Below are 18,040 nucleotides of genomic sequence, written 5' to 3' on the forward strand. Positions count from 1 at the left end.
GGGGCGCCATTTATGGCGCCCTGGCCGCGCATGAAATTCCGGGCTGCGTTATTCTCCCCAGGGCCGCATTAATGCGGCCCCTACGGGACGTTGGCGTTTTTTCGTAGGGGCGCCATTTATGGGGCCCTGGCCGCGCGGGAAATTCCGGGCTGCGTTATTCCCCCCAGGGCCGCATTAATGCGGCCCCTACGTGATCCTGTAGGGGCGCCATTTATGGCGCCCTGCCCTGGCCACATTATCCTGTATGAGGCTTTACGCGTCAGACGTCGCGCCAAGCCGTGAGAGCAGGCCGCTGCGGCGCTGCGTGCGCAGCTGCACTGCGCGACGGAAAATGTTTTCATCACTGTAGAGCGTCAGCTGCCTGCGGGCGCGCGTGATGGCGGTATAAATTAACTCCCGCGTCAGCACCGGTAAAAACTGGGCCGGCATCACCAGCGCGGTGTGCTCAAACTCCGAGCCCTGCGACTTGTGCACCGTCATTGCCCAGGCGGTATCGTGTGCCGGCAGCCGGCTCGGCTGGACCGCTTTGATGGTTCCGTCCGGCAGCGGGAAGAAGACCTTCAGCACGCCCTCCTCATCTGTCAGCGTAATACCGATATCGCCGTTAAACAGGCCCAGCGCGCTGTCATTGCGCGTGACCATGACCGGCCGTCCCGGATACCAGCGGCTGCCGCCTGCGGGGCGCCGGATCAGCTGCAGCTGCATCAGCTTCTGCTCAATACGCTGATTGAGTCCTTCCACGCCAAAGGGCCCTTCACGCAGCGCGCACAGCAGCTGATAGCGGCCGAAAGAGGCGAGGATCTCAGCCGGTGCGGCATCCTCAGCTACCTGCTGCAGAAAGTCCCGATAACCAGCAGCAATCTCATTCAGCATACGCTGATACGCTTCACCGCTGTTCAGCGGCGCACGCGCAATATCACTGAAATTGCCCTGAAAGGCGCGTTCCACCGCCTGCGCATCCCCGGCGTTAACGGCTGCTGCCAGCTGGCCGATGCCGGAGCTGGCGTCAAAACGGTAACTTTTACGCAGCAGGCAGATCGCATCGCGCACCGCGGGCGCTGCGGTTTCATTACTGCCGCCGATCTCGCAGCCGGTCATCAGCGTCAGCTGCGTGGCGCGCACCGGACTGTAGCCCGCCTCCGCACAGCGACAGATATCGCCCAGTACCGCACCCGCCTCTACGGAGGCGAGCTGGTCGCGGTCGCCGAGAAAAATTACCCGCGCCTGCGACGGCAGCGCGGCAATCAGGCTGGCCATCATGCCGAGATCCACCATGGAAGCTTCATCCACCACCAGCACATCGAGATGCAGCGGATTTCCGGCATGGTAACGCAGGCGCTGCGTTTCAGGCTGTGCGCCCAGCAGGCGATGCAGCGTGGTGGCCTCCTCCGGAAAGCGCTGGCGCTCCTGATCGCTGACCGCCAGCTGCTGCAGCGCTTTCCCCAGTGACTCCGTCAGGCGCGCCGCCGCTTTGCCGGTTGGGGCCGCCAGCTGAATACGCAGCGCGCCGTCACTCAGGCGGATCAGCGCCGCCAGCAGTTTTGCCACGGTGGTGGTTTTGCCGGTGCCCGGCCCGCCGGAAATCACCGCGGTTTTCTGCGTTAATGCGACAGCAGCGGCAATCTTCTGCCAGTCATCCGGCGCGGTGCCAAACAGCGCATCCAGCACGCTGCGTACCTGCTCCGGGGCAAACGGCTGCGGCGCAGCCTGAGGATGGAAAAAGCGCGCCACGTCACCCTCATGGTGCCATAAGCGGTGCAGATAGAGCCGGTCGTCGCTCAGTACAACCGGGGCTGCGCGATCATGGGAGCTGAGCGCATCCCAGCCCGCCAGCAGGCTTTGCCAGTCGTGCGGATCGCCTGCTGCCTGCCAGATCGCCTGCGCCAGTTCGGGATGACGGCCGCGAAACAGCTGCTCGCGGTTGAGCTGGGCCAGCGGCAGGCAGACATGCCCTTCTCCGGCTTCAGCGCTGAGACAGGCAGCGGCCAGTAAGCGGGCGGGTTCATCGCGGGTGGCTATCAGCTGAGCAAACTGCACATCCAGCGAGCGCAGCAGCCGCAGCTCTGTTGCCTGCTTTAATAGCGTAGTGATATCGCTCATGCATCCTCTCCCTGCCCGCGAAACAGGCTATCAAGTTGTGTGACAAACTCAGCGGCAGGACGGGTGAAAAAGACGCCATTATCAGGCGAACTGCCATCCATACCGCGCAAAAACAGATAAAATACGCCGCCCATATGCTGCTCATAGTCGTAATCGGGCAGCCGGTGCTGCAGAAACCGGTGCAGCGCCAGCGTATAGAGCTGATACTGCAAATCGTAGCGATGGTCAATCATCGCCTGCGCCATGGCATCCGGGGTATAGGCTTCATGACTCTCCCCCAGCCAGTTGGATTTATAATCCAGCAGGTAATATTTTCCGTCCCGGCGAAACACCAAGTCGATAAAGCCTTTAAGCATGCCCTGCACCTGACTGAAATTAAGTGCGGGCGCCTGCGCAGAGAGCGGATCATGCTGGCGCATCAGCCGGTCCAGCGCAGGCGCGGTAAGCAGAGCGCTGATAGGCAGATAAAACTCCATCTCAATCAGGCGGTCGCGTGCGGCCACGTCAGCCAGCCGGATCTGCTGCGCATTAAGCGGCGTAGTCACAACCCGCTCAATCCAGCTGCTCAGCACCGGCTGCCAGTGCAGCGGGTAGCCGTTCTGCTGCAGATGCTGCTCCAGCAGCTCCGTCCCTGGCGGCTGGGTAAAGTCGATCGACTCAAACAGCTCATGCAGAAACGTACCCGGCGCGGCACCGCGCGGAAAATGATGCGGCGTCAGCACAACCTCTTCGGTCGCCGCCTGCCGCTCTTCACCCGCCGCGTCCAGATCGAAGTGAGGCACCACCTCCAGCAGGCGATGCGCGCTGTGCTGCTGCAGACCTGAATAGCTGGTCACGCGCCACGATTCAGCCAGCTGGCGCGATATCGCGCGTGCATGCAGATCGTCGCGTACCCCAGCCTGCGCCTGCCAGCGTGCGGCTTCAACACGATCGGCCATCACCACCTCGCACGCTTCGCCGTTCAGCGCTTCCAGCAGGGCGCCGAGCTGCTCTGCCGTCGCCGCTTCGCCGCGCTGCAGCAGATAGCCCAGCGCGCTTTTATGCAGATCGCTCTCGCCCTCTTTTTTGCGCGCGCCGCGAAACAGCGGCGCCACGCCGATGCTGCAGTGATACACAGAGCGCGTCAGCGCAACATAAAGCAGACGAAGATCTTCTGCCAGTCGCTCCTGTTCCGCCAGCGCCAGGCTCTGCTCATCGCCCTGTAAATCCAGCACCGCGCTGAAGTTATCGCGATCGTGGTAAAGCGCAATATCTGCTTCACGGAACCCGGCGGCAAACGGCAGCCAGACCAGCGGATACTGCAGCCCTTTCGATTTATGGATGGTGACGATCTGCACCAGATGGCGGTCGCTCTCCAGCCGCAGCTGCTGGCTGGCCGACTGACTGTCGGGCCGCGCTATCTGCTGTGCCAGATAACGTACCAGCGCATGCGGGCTGTCAAGCTGCGATGCCGCTTCCTGCAGCAGCTCCCCCAGATGCAGCAGATCGGTCAGGCGGCGCTCGCCATTTTCCGACGCCAGCATATTTTCAGCCAGCTGGCGCTCCAGCATAATTTCCCGCAGCATCGGCAGCACACCACGCTGATGCCAGAGGCGCTGCCAGCGCGCAAAGGTGTCTACCAGCGTGTCCCAGCCGCGCGCATCGCGATCGAGCGCATCCAGCTGAGCCGCATCCAGCGCAAACAGCGAAGTCGCCAGCGCCGTACGCAGCATCCGCTCCTGTTCCGGAGCCAGAATAGCGCGCAGCAGCCAGAGCAGCTCGCGCGCTTCCGGTGTTGTGTAAACGCTGTCGCGGTTAGAGAGATAGACAGAGGGGATCGCGAGCTGCGCCAGCGCTTCGCGGATCTGATTCGCTTCGTTGCGGCTGCGCACCAGCACCGTGATATCCGATGCCTGTACGGGCCGCAGCGCCGGCCCTTTTCCCAGCATCGCCTCACCCTGCTGCCCCGCCTGCAGCCAGCGGCTGATATCCATTGCGCACTGCTTTGCCATTTGCTGCTGATATTCGCTGACGCTGGCACCGCTGCCGGGCTGCAGCCAGAAGCGCAGCGCGGGCTGCTCTCTGCCCTCTGCCTTTAGCGACAGCGCCTGATTAGGCGGCGCAAACTGCACCGGCAAAAACGGAATTTCAGCGAACAGAAAGGGAGCCGGCAAGCGCGAGAAAAGCTGGTTTACGCTCTCTACCATCGCAGGCGACGAGCGCCAGTTAGTATCCAGCGTATAGTGCGCCGCAATTTCATTACGCGCCCGGATATAGGTAAAAATATCCGCCCCGCGGAAGGCGTAGATCGCCTGTTTGGGATCGCCTATCAGCAGTAGCGCATGTTCAGGCTGATGCATATAGAGCGTACGGAAAATCCGGTACTGCTGCGGATCGGTATCCTGAAATTCATCGATCAGCGCCACCGGGTAGCGCTGCCGGATCAGCTGCGCCAGCTGCGCGCCGCCCGCCTGCTGCAGCGCATCATCAAGGCGGCTCAGCAGATCGTCAAAGCCCAGCAGCGCCTGCAGCCGCTTCTGTTTATGCACCGCCTCTCGCACTTCGGTCAGCGCCCGCGCAATGACCACATCGCGCAGCGACAGCGGCTCAGCCAGAAATGCGTCAATTGCGCTGAACAGCGCGTGCCGCGGGGCATCGCCTTTTTTGGTTTTCTCATCCAGTATCCGCTGCCCGAAGCGTGCCAGCTCGGGCGGAACCTGGTAATCACTGCTGTCGCTATGGGCCCACTGGCTCACTTTACTGACCCAGGCGGGCAGATGTTTGCTGCTGTAGCTGCGCTTATCCACGCCCGACTGCTCAACCAGCGTCAGCACGTCATCACCCAGCGTTCGCCACTGCGCTTTGATCTCCGCGATGCGCGCCATATTACGTGCATGCCGCGACGCAAGCGTCTCCTGGTCATCCGGCGGCAGCCGCAGCGAGGGCGACTCTCCCTGCAGCCACGGGCGCAGGGTAGCCAGCAGCTGTTCCGGCCCCAGCCACTCGGTGACAATCACGCGCGCGATATCCAGCGTCAGCGGATAGCAGTGACGCCGCCAGAAATCAGCCGTTGCCTGACGCAGCAGCGGATGCTCATCCTCAATCAGCTGCTGTTCAAACAGCATGCCGGACTCAAACGCGTTGAGATTGAGCATACGCTGGCAGAAGCCGTGGATGGTGAAAATAGCGGCTTCATCCATCTGTCTTTCCGCCGCCAGCAGCAGCGAGGCGGCCTCTTCCCGCTGCGGAATCGCCTGCAGCAGTGCGGTCAGCATCGGATCGCTGCTGACGCCGCGAATACAGGCGAGCCGCAGCGCGTGAATATTCGCGCGGATACGACCGCGCAGCTCCGCCGTCGCCGCTTCGGTGAACGTCACCACCAGAATCTCTTCTACCGAGAGCGGGCGGCTGTAAGCGTTCTCTCCACCCAGACCCAGCAGCAGACGCAGATAAAGCAGGCCAATGGTAAAGGTTTTACCTGTCCCGGCAGAGGCCTCAATCAGGCGCTCGCCGCGCAGCGGCAGCGTCAGCGGATTGAGCGATTCAGCACGCTGATTCATGGCGTATCACTCTTAACCGGCAGCGACTGCTGCAGCTGCGCCAGCGCCGGCCAGGTGGTAAAGCCAGGCAGCGCTGCGTAATCTGCCTGCGGTGAACTCTCCTGCGTACCGCTGATCTGGGAAATCATCGCCATTCCCTGCTGCCGGATCGCCTGCCGGAAGAAAGTGGCCAGCCGCGCCGGCGTCAGCTGCTGCACCTGCGCAATCACTTTCTCTCGCGTATCGAACGCATAGTTCTGACGGCTGAAGTCGCGGCTGTAGCGATTGGCTTCCTCCTCCAGCGTCTGAGGGCGCTGTTTCAGCTCATTGATCATCGCCTGCTGATACTGCGCAAAGGTCTCTGGCTTCATGCTGCGCAGCCGCTGTTCTGCCTGCGGATAGAATGCCTGAAAGCGCTGCAGCAGGAAGGCGGGCTGCCGGCTGTTGCTCTGCAGCAGAAAACCGATGCCCCACTGGCGGCCTATCGGCATCTGATAGGTAAAGACGGCATAGCCCAGCTGCTCTTCCGTGCGCAGCTGGTTATAGAACCACGGCTGGATAATCTGGCTCAGCAGCGTACTGGCGGCCATGCTCTGATATTCATCATATCCGACAGGCACATAGAGCGCCGCCAGCGCGGAATCGCTGCTGCTTCCCGCCTGCTGCAGGTTCGCCTTGATCGGTTTATCTACTACAACATAGTCACTGCGCCACGGCGCCTCTCCGCTGCTCTGCAGCTGCGCTTTCAGCGCCACGCCGAGCGCTTCCGTCTCTTTTGCTGAGAGATTACCCACCGCCAGCATCTCTGGCGTTGACTGATGCAGCAGCGCGTCACGCCAGGCGATCACCTCCTGCAGCGTGATCTCCGGCAGCAACCGGCGGCGCTCATCGCGCTGGGTATAGGGCAGCTGCGACAGCATCTGCATCGGCTGGATCGCCTGTTCAAACGCTTTGCCTTTTTCAGCCGCATCCAGACGGTCGCGATACCAGGATTTAGCCTGAGCGAGCTGCGCTTCATCCGGATGGAAGCTGCTGTAACCGGCGACCAGCTCCTGCAGCAGCTGCGGCAAACGCTGGGTGAATCCGCTGGCGTTAAACACCAGGCCATCATCTTCTCCCACAGAGAAACTGATGCCGCCCACCGACGCCTGCGAATTGAGCTCATCCAGCGCCTGGCTGGAGAGATAATCATTCAGACCAAACAGCACCTGCTGACGCGCGTCGCTAATCGCTGCCTTATTGCGTAGCGCCAGCGTAATCGCCGCTTTTGGCTCGTCAGGATAGAACCGGCTCGGCATCCATAAAATACGCATTGCCGCATCATTACTGAGCACGATCGGATGCGTGTAGTTTTTCCCGTCGCGCGCAATCAGTGAAAAATCAGTGGGAATATAGGGATTGAGCGCAGGTAAAGAGAGCGCGATATGCGCTGCACGCTGCTGCCAGTCGCTGTACTGCGCGGCGCTGATTTTATCAACCTGATAGGGCGCATTAACAAAGTAGGCCTGCTGGTTGTGCGGCTCCTGTGGGCTGATATACCAGATGCGGGCATTTTGCGGCGTCATCTCACCGAGGCGTGCCGCCACCGCTGCAGAATCGAAGCGATCGGCAAGGTAAGGCGCATCCAGCGTGTGCGCGACCGGCACGCGCAGCATGGTGTCGGCCAGCCACTGAATGTAGTCCATATCACGGGTAATTGACGGGTAGCGGTAATCAAGCGCCAGCACGTGCGATACCTCGTCAAAATAGCGCTTATCAATGCCGTTGCGGCGCAGCATATCGAGGTAGCTGAAAATAGCGGCCACGACTTCATCGCGTTGCGCCAGCCCTTTATCCGTCAGCGACACAGAAATAGCAAAGACGCCGCTGCTGCGCTCGGTGACCGGATCGGCCCCTGCGGTCACGCCATCGGCCAGTCCCTGCTTCTGCAGCCAGTCATTCAGCGTATTGGCGCTGCGGTTACCCAGCAGATAGCCAATCAGCGTATCGGTTTTGCTGCGGAAATCGGCGCTGTTGTTCGCGATACGAAACTCAATCTTCAGCTGTTTACGCGGCTGAGCCGGCACATAGTGAATGATAATGCCTTTCTGCGCGTCGGTAACTACCGGTACATCTATCTCCGGCACGCTCGCCGGATGCGCCGCGACGCGCCCAAAGGTTGCGGCTGCCATCTGCGCCATCTCAGAGAGCGGTTTGTTGCTGTAGATCACCGCTTTCATCAGGCTGGCGGAATAGTGGGTACGATAGAAATCGCGCAGCGCCTGCTGCAGTTTGCTGCCGGGTTTATCACTCAGCGTCTCCAGATTGCCGCCGGAGAAACGCGACCCCGGATGCTGCGGATTCAGCGTCTCGGCGGTGACCTGCGCCATGCGCAGTCCGTCACGCGATCGCGCCATCGTCAGCTCTGCATTGACGGCGTGACGTTCGCGATCGGCGTTAACCGGATCGAGCAGCGGCTCCGCAATCGCATCCGCCAGGCGGTCTGCCGCAGGCTGCAGCGCATCGTTCTCCACTTCCAGATAGAATGCGGTGCGGTAAGAGGCGGTGCTGGCGTTGTGACTGCCGCCGTGCATTTTGAGAAATTCCGCGAGATTGTCGGGCTGCGGGTAACGCTTTGAGCCCATCAGCACCATATGCTCCAGATAGTGCGCCAGCCCCGGCTGCTGGTCGGGGTCGTCCAGCGAGCCAATCGGCAGCGTCAGCGCCGCCAGCGACTTCGGGGCCTCAGCGTCTGAAACCAGCAGCACCGTCATCCCGTTGTTCAGGGTAATCGCCTGATAGCTGCGCGGATCGCGATCGCTTTTGCGGATAATGTCATTAACCGGCTGCCAGCCCTGTCCGGTATCGGCAAAAACATTCAGCGCCAGCGCGCCTGACAGCAGTGCGCCGATACAGCGTGCGTAAATCCGCATGTAAACCCCTTAATCTTACTCTGCCCTGCGGCTGATTTTCCGCGCAGGTTTATCAACATATTATTCTGGCGTAAGCGCGACGCTTAGCAGCTATTTATCATCCTGATGGGCGAGGCGTACCGGCAGATACCACTGCCGTGCCGCAGCGATAATCGCCTGCAGCATCTCCTCATTCAGCGTGCGATTCAGGCGCTGAAGATAAGGATCGCTGCCCTCCCCCTGCACCTGATAGCCGCCCTGCCACGCCTGCAGCAGCTTATTCAGCGCCTTTTTCTGCGTGGCGTCATCTTCCAGCAGCTGGCCGCTTTTGCGATCGAAGCTCGCCTCCAGCCAGGCGCCGCCGCTTTTGTTTAACAGCAGCAGCGGCTGCGCCAGCCCCTGCTCGCAGGCGGCGGCATACTCTGCCAGCAGCGACTGCGCCCGGTCGGCGGCTACGGCATGAAAGCGCCAGCAACTCTGTTTACGGCCATACATCCGGCTTATGCCGCTGCCGCCCAGCGCACAGTAGACCAGATGCTCCAGCCACAGCTGCAGTCCGTCATTCATGTTCAGCACGCCAGGCCGCCAGCGCAGCAGGCCATCAGCCTGTACCTGCGTCAGCCAGCCGGTCAGCCGCACGGCACCGAGCTGCAGATTCACCTCCTGACTCTCTGCCGGCAGGCGTTCTCCGGCGACTTCCGCCGCAACCTCCTGCATCTCTTCGGTCTGGCTCTGCCAGAAAAGTTCACCAAAGGCGCCATAAGGCAGGTTACCTGCTGCGCGATGATGCGCATAGAGCTGCTGTGGATCCTCGCCGTTCACCAGCGCATTAAGCAGCTGCGCGTTTAACTGATAGCGCTCAAGGCTATCGGGTGCAAAAGGCTCGCTATCGGGCAGCTCGCTCTCTTCTGTCCAGAATGAGACGCCAAGACGCTGCTGAAACCAGGCGCGAACCGGATGACGCCAGAAGCGCAGCAGCTGCTCCAGCGTCACGATCTCCTGCGTTTTCACCGCCAGCGGCTGCACGAAGTCGGGCTGTGCCACGCCGCGATTGGTAGCTGCCGGCAGCCATTCGGCAGCGAAGCTCTGCCGGTGACTGTCAGGTGCAAAATTCTCTGCAGCAAATGGCATGCGGCTGTGCAACGTTTGTAAGTGCTCACGCACATGCTGCTCACTGACGTCCGGCTCGCACTGCTCATCGCCCGGCAGGCAGAAACTCTGTCCCAGATAATCAAGCAGTTCCGTGACCAGCACTGAGGGATAGCGCTCGGTGTTATCCTGAATCGCCCGGCCGATATAGCTGATATAGAGCTGCTGCTGGGCTGAAATCAGGGCCTCAAGGAACAGATAGCGATCGTCATCGCGCCGGCTGCGGTCGCCTTTGCGCGTCTGCTGCTGCATCAGGTCAAACCCAACCGGTGCCAGCGTGCGCGGGTAGACGCCATCATTCATACCCAGCAGGCAGACAACTTTAAAGGGGATTGAGCGCATCGGCATCAGCGTACAGAAGTTTACCGGACCTGCCAGAAAACGCTGGCTGATGCGCTGCTGGTCGAGGCGTGAGCGCAGCTCATCGCGCAGCAGCGTCACCGGCACCGGCTGCTGATAAGCAGAGCCCATACCCTGCTCTATAATCTCTTTCCACTGCGTCTCTACCAGCAGCAGCGCCGCCTCGCTTTCGGCATCGCCGCTGAAAAAGCTGTCAATCAGCTCACGGCACAGCGGCAGCCACTCCGCCAGCGTGCGCTCACCGGCCAGCCGGCTGCGCCAGGTATCAAGCCGCATCAGCAGCTCGGCCAGATGTCCCGCCAGCTCTGCGATCAGACCGCTTGACTCATCGTAAGGCAGGATCCCCTGCCAGTCACCGTTGCGGCTCTCAAGCGCGTAGCCCAGCAGCATACGCTGCAGGCCAAAACGCCAGGTGTGCTGGCCGGTAACCGGCAGCGACAGCGCTTCAATGCTGGCATCGTCCAGCCCCCAGCGAATACCGGACTCCATGACCCAGCGGCGCAGCAGACGCAACCCGCTCTCATCCACGGAAAAACGCTGCGCCAGCGCCGGCACTTCCAGCAGCGCAAGGATCTCCTCTGAGGCGAAGCGACTCTCCGGCAGCGTCAGCAGGCTCAGCAGTGCCAGAATGGCCGGATGCGCCTGACTGGCACGACGGTCAGAAATGGCAAATGGCAGATAGCGATCCGGCGGTGCGCTGGCAAACGCCGCCTGAATAAAGGGCGCATAGCTATCAATATCTGCCACCATGACGATGATATCGCGCGGCTTAAGCTCAGGATCGGCCTCCATCATCGCCAGCAGGTGATCCTGCAGCACCTCCACTTCACGCTGTGCGCTGTGACAGATCTGCAGCGTGATGGAGCGATCGGCCGGATCGAGAGGGCGCTTCTCTGCGCTGTTCATCAGCTCTCCGGCACTCAGACCAATCACCGCGCGATCGTCAAGATTCAGCAGATCAGCCTGCAGGCTGTGCAGCAGCGTGTCATCAGGCAGATCGACAAATGCATCGATATCGTTGGCGGCTGACTCCATCTGGCTGAGCAGAAACAGGTTATCGCGTCCCAGCTTTCCCCAGGAGGCGAGCAGCGGGTTTGTCAGCTGCTGTTCACCGCTGCTGTTAAACAGCGTGGAGGCGGCTTCAGGTTCGCGAAACAGCGGCAGCGTCTCCTCTGAATGCAGACGGCGGCGCTGACGGCTCTGCAGCTTTGCCAGAAACGCGTAATCCTGAATATCCCCCCAGTAGTGGCGGCAGGGATTGGTAAACAGCAGATGAATATCGATATGGCGGCCCAGCGCTTCAAGCGCCTGCAGGTAGACTGGCGGCAGCGCGGAGATACCGCAGATAAATACGCGCGGCGGCAGGCCAGCCGGCGTGCTTTCAGCCCGCTCCAGCGTCTCAATAAAGCGGGCGTAGAGATTGGCACGGTGCCACATCGGCTGACCGAGACTCTCCGTGAAGCTGACCAGATCGCGCCAGAGCGCCGCCTGCCACTGCTGAGCGTCACCCAGCCCGTCAATCAGTACCCCCCGCTCCCAGCTGTTAAGCCAGTCAGCACGATAGACCAGATACTGGTCAAAGAGATCGGCGACGCGGGTGCTGAGCTGGTAAAGCTTGCGCTTGTCGTCGTCATCCTGCAGATAGAGCCGCAGCGACTGAAACGTCTCCTGCTCCAGCAGCACCGGCAGACGCTGCATCAGCTTCCAGCTCATGTTGGCTTTGGTAAAAGCACTCTCTTCCGGGATCCCCGGCAGCACTTTCACAAACATGCTCCAGATAAAGGTGGCAGGCAGTGGGAAATCGATATTTGCGGCAATGCCAAAGCTGTTTGCCAGCTCCATCTGCAGCCACTGCGCCATTCCCGGGCTCTGTACCAGCACCTGTTCAGCCGCAAAAGGATCGGCGAGAGGCTGGTTTTCAATCAGGATGCCTGCCAGATTTTTCAACAGATCGAGCTGATTGGAGTGGTAAACCCGGAACATAATTCTCCTTTAACAAAGCAGTACAATACAGCCTGGTCACTCTACCCTTAAACGGCGGAGATGCCTATTAATCTGGTCATCTTCGTGACATGTCAGCCGTGCCAGCATCGCTGTGCGCTGATGCGGGCCGGTCACGGTCACCTGTTCCAGCGTGCAGCTGCCTGGCAGAATCTGCTGCTGACGCTGCGTGTGCCAGCCCGCCGTGTCATGGCCCAGCAACGCCTGCTGTGCAACCTGCCACGCCTGTCGCTGCTGCCACTGCTGGCTGAACCCCAGCGTCAGCGCGCGCTGATAGTGCAGCAGCGTTGTGATACTCAGCGCCAGCAGCAGCATGCCCACCAGCGCCTCTGCCAGGCTAAATCCCCGCTGTAACTGCCTCTCCCGGACACGCCTCCGGCGCGGCGAGCGGGCAGAAGTCAATCCAGCCGTGCGGCAAGGCCAGCACGCGCGCTCCACGAAGTTCAACCCAGCGGTAGAGCCAGAGGGCGCTGCCTGCCTGGCGCGCGGATAACAAGCCATACCCCTCCTCCCTGCGCAGCAGACAGCTTTGCCACTGCGCGGTTGTCCACTGCTGGCACTGCCAGCCATCAGCCGGCGACCACCGCTGCTGCACTCCCCAGCGCAGCGCCGCCTGCGCCTGGCTGTGATGCTGAAAGTAGTGCTGCGTATCGGCCACCAGCACCATGCTGCGGCTCAGCTGCTGGCGGGTCGCGTGCAGCGTGACGCCTCCCAGCAGCAGCAGCATCATGACCATGCCGAGCGTACTGTTGCCCTGCTGTTTCACAGATTGATGCCTTCGATAACGCGCACCAGCATGACCTGCTGCTGACCTGCACGTGCAGCCAGCTCCAGCCGCAGGTAACGCTGCTGACCTGCACGTGCAGCCAGCTCCAGCCGCAGGTAACGCTGCTGGCGGCTGACCTGAAAACGTTCCAGCAGCATAAACGCGGGATCGGTGATGCGCTCCCAGCCGCTGCCGTGACACGCCTCAACGCCGCGCTGCATCTCCAGCTGCCCGCTACGCAGACGATAGCCGTAGTAATCACTGTCGCTATGCCCCGCACCCTCCCAGCGACCGTTGCTGTTCTCATCCCAGCGCAGCAGCACACAGCTGCCGCTGTTTGCCAGCGTCAGTGGCGCGCCGCGGCAGGTTCCCCGGCAGTAGCCCGCCCGGCGCAGCGCTTTTTCCAGCATGCCGGCTATCTGTTCCAGCTCCTGCTGCAGCTGTACCCGCTGCTGCAGCCGCAGATTCTGTTCCAGCAGCAGCGGCAGAAAACGCCCCAGGCTGAGCATCAGCATGGCGCTTATCGCCAGCGCAATCAGCGTTTCCAGCAGGCTGAACCCGGCCTGAGCTACCCGCACGTCGCTGCTTCCGGCTGGCAGAGACGAATACGCGCGCGGGCGGAGATGATTGCGCGCCAGCGCCCGGCAGCGCTCGTTATTTCCACACTACCGGCGCGCGCCACGTCCCTGCGCCCGTAAAAACCGGGTTCGCCCGTCAGTGCGCTAAGGTGTATGCCTGCATACGGTGGCGTGAACCACCAGCGCGAGGGCGTCGTGCAGCCTGCAGGCGGTACGGGGCCGGTACCGAGACAGCCACCCTGACCCGGTTGCAGCCAGAGCTTTAGCTCGCGATTATGCCAGCCCGCATGCGCACGCAGCTGCAGCAAAAACGCCTGCAGCTGCAGCACACTTTCGCGCAGCTGTTGCTGCTGCTGCCAGCGCTGCCCCCCCTGTATCGCCCCGCCTCCCAGTACGCCTGCGATGAGCATGACGATCAGCAGTTCCGGCAGGGTAAACCCGTGATGATTATCTCTGTTCATGACGTCACTCTGCCGTCAGCGCAGCAGCACTACAAGCGTGACAATTGTGCGGTCAGGAGTGGCTCACAGGCGTGCTTTAGCTGCTACAGAGAAAACCATTTTTTTGTGCGGCAGCGTCAGAAAAGCGTGGCCGGGCAGGCAAAAAAAAGCCCTGCACGGCGGCAGGGCTCAGGCGCGATCGGGAGCAGATCAGACTGCCACAGGGGCCTTGATGGCAGGATGGGGATCGTAGCCCTCTACCTCAAAATCCTCAAACTGATAGTCAAAAATTGAGGCGGGCTTACGCTTAATCACCAGCTTCGGCAGCGGACGCGGTTCGCGGGTCAGCTGCAGGCGAGCCTGCTCCAGATGGTTGCTGTAAAGGTGGGTATCACCACCGGTCCAGACAAAATCACCCACTTCCAGATCGCACTGCTGCGCGACCATATGCACCAGCAGCGCATAGCTGGCAATATTAAACGGCAGGCCGAGGAAGATATCGCATGAACGCTGATAGAGCTGGCAGGAGAGTTTGCCGTTCGCGACGTAGAACTGGAAAAAGGCGTGGCACGGAGCCAGCGCCATCTGATCCAGCTCGCCCACGTTCCAGGCTGAGACAATAATGCGGCGTGAGTCCGGATCGCGTTTCAGCTGCTCAATGACTCTGCTTATCTGATCGATCTCTGCGCCAGAGGCGCTGCCCCAGCTGCGCCACTGCTTGCCGTAGACCGGACCTAAATCTCCGTTCTCATCCGCCCACTCATCCCAGATGGTGACCTTGTTCTCTTTCAGATACTGAATGTTGGTTTCCCCTTTCAGGAACCACAGCAGCTCGTGAATGATGGAGCGCAGGTGCACCTTTTTAGTGGTGACCAAAGGGAACCCCTCCTGCAGATTGAAACGCATCTGGTGGCCAAAAATGGAAAGCGTGCCGGTACCGGTACGGTCGGCCTTTTTTNTTCATTCAGCACATGCTGCATCAGTTCCAGATACTGTTTCATTTTACCTCTCGGGTTTGTTGCTGCGGACGACGATACGCCCAGATCATCATGATAATGCCCGCCAGAATCATCGGCACAGAGAGGATCTGCCCCATGCTGATGCCGCCTTCAAACAGCCCCAGCTGCGCATCCGGCTGACGGAAAAACTCGACAATAATGCGAAACGCGCCGTAACCAATCAGGAACAGGCCGGAGACGCTGCCCATGGGACGCGGTTTGCGAATAAACAGGTTGAGAATAATAAACAGCACCACGCCTTCCAGACACAGCTCATAGAGCTGCGAGGCGTGACGGGGCAGCACGCCATAGGTATTCAGCAGCTGCTGATACTGCGGGTTGTTTACCGCCAGCGCGAGATCTTCACTGCGCGAACCCGGAAACAGCATCGCGAATTTAAAATCGGGCGCCACGCGGCCCCACAGTTCGCCATTGATAAAGTTACCGAGGCGACCCGCGCCAAGACCAAACGGGATCAGCGGTGCAATAAAATCAGAGACCTGGAAGAAGGTGCGTTTTGTACGGCGGGCAAAAATCAGCATGACCACAATCACGCCAATCAGGCCACCGTGGAAGGACATGCCGCCATCCCAGACCTTGAACAGGTAGAGCGGGTTTTCCAGAAACAGCGGCAGATTGTAAAACAGCACATAGCCGATACGACCACCGAGAAAGACGCCGAGGAATCCGGCATAAAGCAGGTTTTCCACTTCATCTTTCTTCCAGCCGCTACCGGGCTTATTAGCGCGGCGCACCGCAAGCCACATGGCAAAAACAAAGCCCACCAGATACATCAGGCCGTACCAGTGAAGCGAAATCGGTCCGATTGAGAAGATCACCGGATCGAATTGGGGAAATGAAATGTAGCCGTTATTCATTATTCACCATCGATTTTTCTGCCCAACGCGGGCGTGGCTAAAGGGCCAGACAATAAAAGGCTGCGCATCATAGCACAGCCGCTTTTCACAGTTTCCGCAGAAATGTAAACCGTTAACGACCGCCGCGAATCAGTCCACCCAGACCGCGACGCTCCATAAATGCCGCAACCAGATGACGCACTTCCGAAGCGGTATGCGCCGCAATTCCCTGCTGGCTCAACTTCTGTACTTCCTCCCAATCCAGATGCCGCAACAGATACTTGACCCGCGGAATATTTTTGCCGTTCATGCTGAGATGATGATAGCCAAGCCCGACCAGCAGCGCGACACACATTGGGTCGCCCGCCATTTCACCACACAGGCAGAGCTCAAGTTTGGCTTCCCGGGCTTCACGCGCAATGGTATGGAGCGCGCGCAGCATGGCGGGATGCAGTGAATCGTAGAGGTTTGCGACCCGGGTATTATTGCGATCCACCGCCAGCAGATACTGTGTCAGATCGTTAGTGCCGACCGAGATAAAATCAACGCGGCTGGCAAGATGCGGGATCATAAACAGCATTGAGGGCACTTCGATCATAACGCCGATACGCGGCCGGGGAATGGGGTATCCCAGCACCTCTTCCACTTCGCGTCCGGCGCGATCGATCAGCCGGCACGCGTCATCGATCTCATCAATATGGCTGATCATCGGCAGCAGAATATTGAGGTTTCCGGAGGCGACGTTAGCGCGCAGCATGGCCCGAACCTGGACCAGAAAGATCTCCGGCTGATCGAGCGTCAGACGAATACCGCGCCAGCCAAGACACGGGTTCTCTTCGCTGATTGGCATATAGGGCAGCTGTTTGTCTGCGCCGACGTCCAGCGTGCGCAGCGTGACCGGCTTATCGTAAAACAGCTGCAGCATGCCCTGATACTGCGCCACCTGCTCCTCTTCTGAGGGAAAGCCGCTTTGCAGCATAAACGGGATCTCAGTACGATAAAGGCCGATGCCATCGACCCAGCTGTCCAGCGCCTGCTCATGTTCCGGGCTAAGACCGGCATTGAGCATGACCTGCACCCGCTCCCCGCTTTTCAGCTCACCGGGCTGATCCACCACGCCTTCCGCCATTTTGCTCAGCGCGTTCTCTTCGCTGATCAAACGCTGATACTCCTGTACCAGCACCGGCTCAGGATCGATCAGCACTTCCCCGCGATAGCCATCAACGATCAGCTGCCGCTTATTAAGCTGCACCGGCAGAATATCGGCACCCATCACGGTCGGGATCCCCATTGCCCGCGTCAGGATCGCCGCATGTGAGTTGGCGGCGCCATCGCGCACGACTACGCCTGCCAGCCGCTCATGTGGCAGCTCAGCCAGCGTCGTGGCCGTCAGCTCATCAGCCACCAGCACAAAGCGTTCCGGCCAGGCGTTGGTTCCCACCAGCGTATCATCAAGATGAAACAGCAGCCGCTGCCCCAGCACCCGCAGATCGCCGGCCCGTTCACGCAGATAGTGATCCTGCAGGCTGGCAAACTGCGCCGCAAACTTTTCGATCACGGTTTTCACCGCCCACTCAGCCACCGATCCGCGCTCAATCTCCGCAAACAGATCTTTTTTCAGCCGCGCATCGGTCAGCAGATGCGAGTAGAGATCGAAGATTGCCGCGCTCTCTTTCTGCACGCCGGCCGCAAAGCGTTTACTGAAACGACGGAATTCATTGCCCGCTTCCCCCATCGCCACCACCAGCCGCTCTCGCTCGCGCTGGGGATCAAGGGTTGATGCGGCAGATACCTGGTCCAGCAGCGGCTGTGTTTCATCCACCCAGCCGATCGCCACCGCCACGCCCGGAGAGGCGGCAATCGCTTTAACACGGGTTTGCCGGAACTGGCCAAATAACTGGCCGAGCTGTGACTGCGAGAGCAGCCCCGCCATTTGCGTGGCGAGCGTCACCAGAAATGACTCTTCGCTCTCATCAAACTGACGGTGTTCGCGCTGCTGCACCACCAGCACGCCCATTAACTGACGACGACTGATAATAGGTACACCAAGGAAAGAGCGATAACGCTCTTCTTTTACGGCAGGAATATATTTGAAGCTGGGGTGACTCTGCGCATCGGCCAGGTTAATGGGTTCAGCAAGCCGGCCAACCAGGCCGACAATGCCTTCATCAAACGCCAGTGCGATCGTACGGCCGCGCGGTTTTTTCAGACCGCGGGTCGCCATCAGGTAGTAGCAGTGTCGATCGTGATCGGCGAGGTAAACCGAGCAGACCTCGGTCTCCATCGCCAGGCAGATTTCGTTAACCAGAATGTCGAGTGCTTCATTCAGACGCGGTGCACCCGCCACTTTTTCTACTATTTCGCGCAACTGAGTGAGCATAA

At 60.3% G+C, this 18,040-nt stretch carries 10 protein-coding genes and 1 pseudogene; all 11 read right to left on the reverse strand.

Features of this window, described 5'->3' with window-relative positions; genetic code table 11:
- Positions 1-252: 252 nt before the first annotated feature.
- The 11 genes and pseudogenes from recD to ptsP all read right to left on the reverse strand — a co-directional run bounded on the left by recD (position 253) and on the right by ptsP (position 18,038).
- The gene (gene recD, locus F3I15_RS17085) at positions 253-2,100 is read right to left on the reverse strand and encodes an exodeoxyribonuclease V subunit alpha (protein ID WP_150018721.1); all 1,848 of its coding nucleotides are present in this window, start codon (positions 2,098-2,100) and stop codon (positions 253-255) included.
- On the reverse strand, positions 2,097-5,639 hold the full coding sequence (gene recB / locus F3I15_RS17090; RefSeq protein ID WP_150018722.1) for an exodeoxyribonuclease V subunit beta: 3,543 nt from the start codon (positions 5,637-5,639) through the stop codon (positions 2,097-2,099). The genes recD and recB overlap by 4 nt, the downstream gene beginning before the upstream one ends.
- On the reverse strand, positions 5,636-8,530 hold the full coding sequence (gene ptrA, locus F3I15_RS17095; RefSeq protein ID WP_150018723.1) for a pitrilysin: 2,895 nt from the start codon (positions 8,528-8,530) through the stop codon (positions 5,636-5,638). Before ptrA ends, recB begins: the two co-directional genes overlap by 4 nt.
- Positions 8,531-8,620: 90 nt before the next feature.
- Positions 8,621-12,001, reverse strand: coding sequence for an exodeoxyribonuclease V subunit gamma (gene recC, locus F3I15_RS17100; RefSeq protein WP_150018724.1), 3,381 nt, complete (start codon positions 11,999-12,001; stop codon positions 8,621-8,623).
- 36 nt (positions 12,002-12,037) lie between these two features.
- Entirely contained in the window at positions 12,038-12,334 is a 297-nt protein-coding gene (locus F3I15_RS17105; RefSeq protein WP_150018735.1) for a prepilin-type N-terminal cleavage/methylation domain-containing protein, read from the reverse strand.
- A 22-nt stretch (positions 12,335-12,356) separates the two neighbouring features.
- Positions 12,357-12,785 carry a DUF2509 family protein gene (locus F3I15_RS17110; RefSeq protein ID WP_150018725.1) on the reverse strand — a complete coding sequence of 143 codons (429 nt, stop codon included), beginning with the start codon at positions 12,783-12,785 and terminating at the stop codon, positions 12,357-12,359.
- Positions 12,782-13,363, reverse strand: coding sequence for a prepilin peptidase-dependent protein (locus F3I15_RS17115; protein WP_150018726.1), 582 nt, complete (start codon positions 13,361-13,363; stop codon positions 12,782-12,784). The genes F3I15_RS17110 and F3I15_RS17115 overlap by 4 nt, the downstream gene beginning before the upstream one ends.
- Entirely contained in the window at positions 13,354-13,824 is a 471-nt protein-coding gene (locus tag F3I15_RS17120; protein WP_150018727.1) for a prepilin-type N-terminal cleavage/methylation domain-containing protein, read from the reverse strand. Before F3I15_RS17120 ends, F3I15_RS17115 begins: the two co-directional genes overlap by 10 nt.
- Positions 13,825-14,013: 189 nt before the next feature.
- Positions 14,014-14,804, reverse strand: a pseudogene (thyA, locus tag F3I15_RS17125) (thymidylate synthase).
- Entirely contained in the window at positions 14,801-15,679 is an 879-nt protein-coding gene (gene lgt, locus F3I15_RS17130; protein ID WP_150018728.1) for a prolipoprotein diacylglyceryl transferase, read from the reverse strand. Before lgt ends, thyA begins: the two are co-directional and overlap by 4 nt.
- A 112-nt stretch (positions 15,680-15,791) precedes the next feature.
- Positions 15,792-18,038 (reverse strand): phosphoenolpyruvate--protein phosphotransferase, encoded by a 2,247-nt coding sequence (ptsP, locus tag F3I15_RS17135; protein ID WP_150018729.1) that lies wholly within the window; start codon positions 18,036-18,038, stop codon positions 15,792-15,794.
- Between the last annotated feature and the right edge of the window lie 2 nt (positions 18,039-18,040).

It is taken from the genome of Pantoea sp. M_9, assembly GCF_008631385.1.
GTDB lineage: Bacteria > Pseudomonadota > Gammaproteobacteria > Enterobacterales > Enterobacteriaceae > Pantoea > Pantoea eucrina.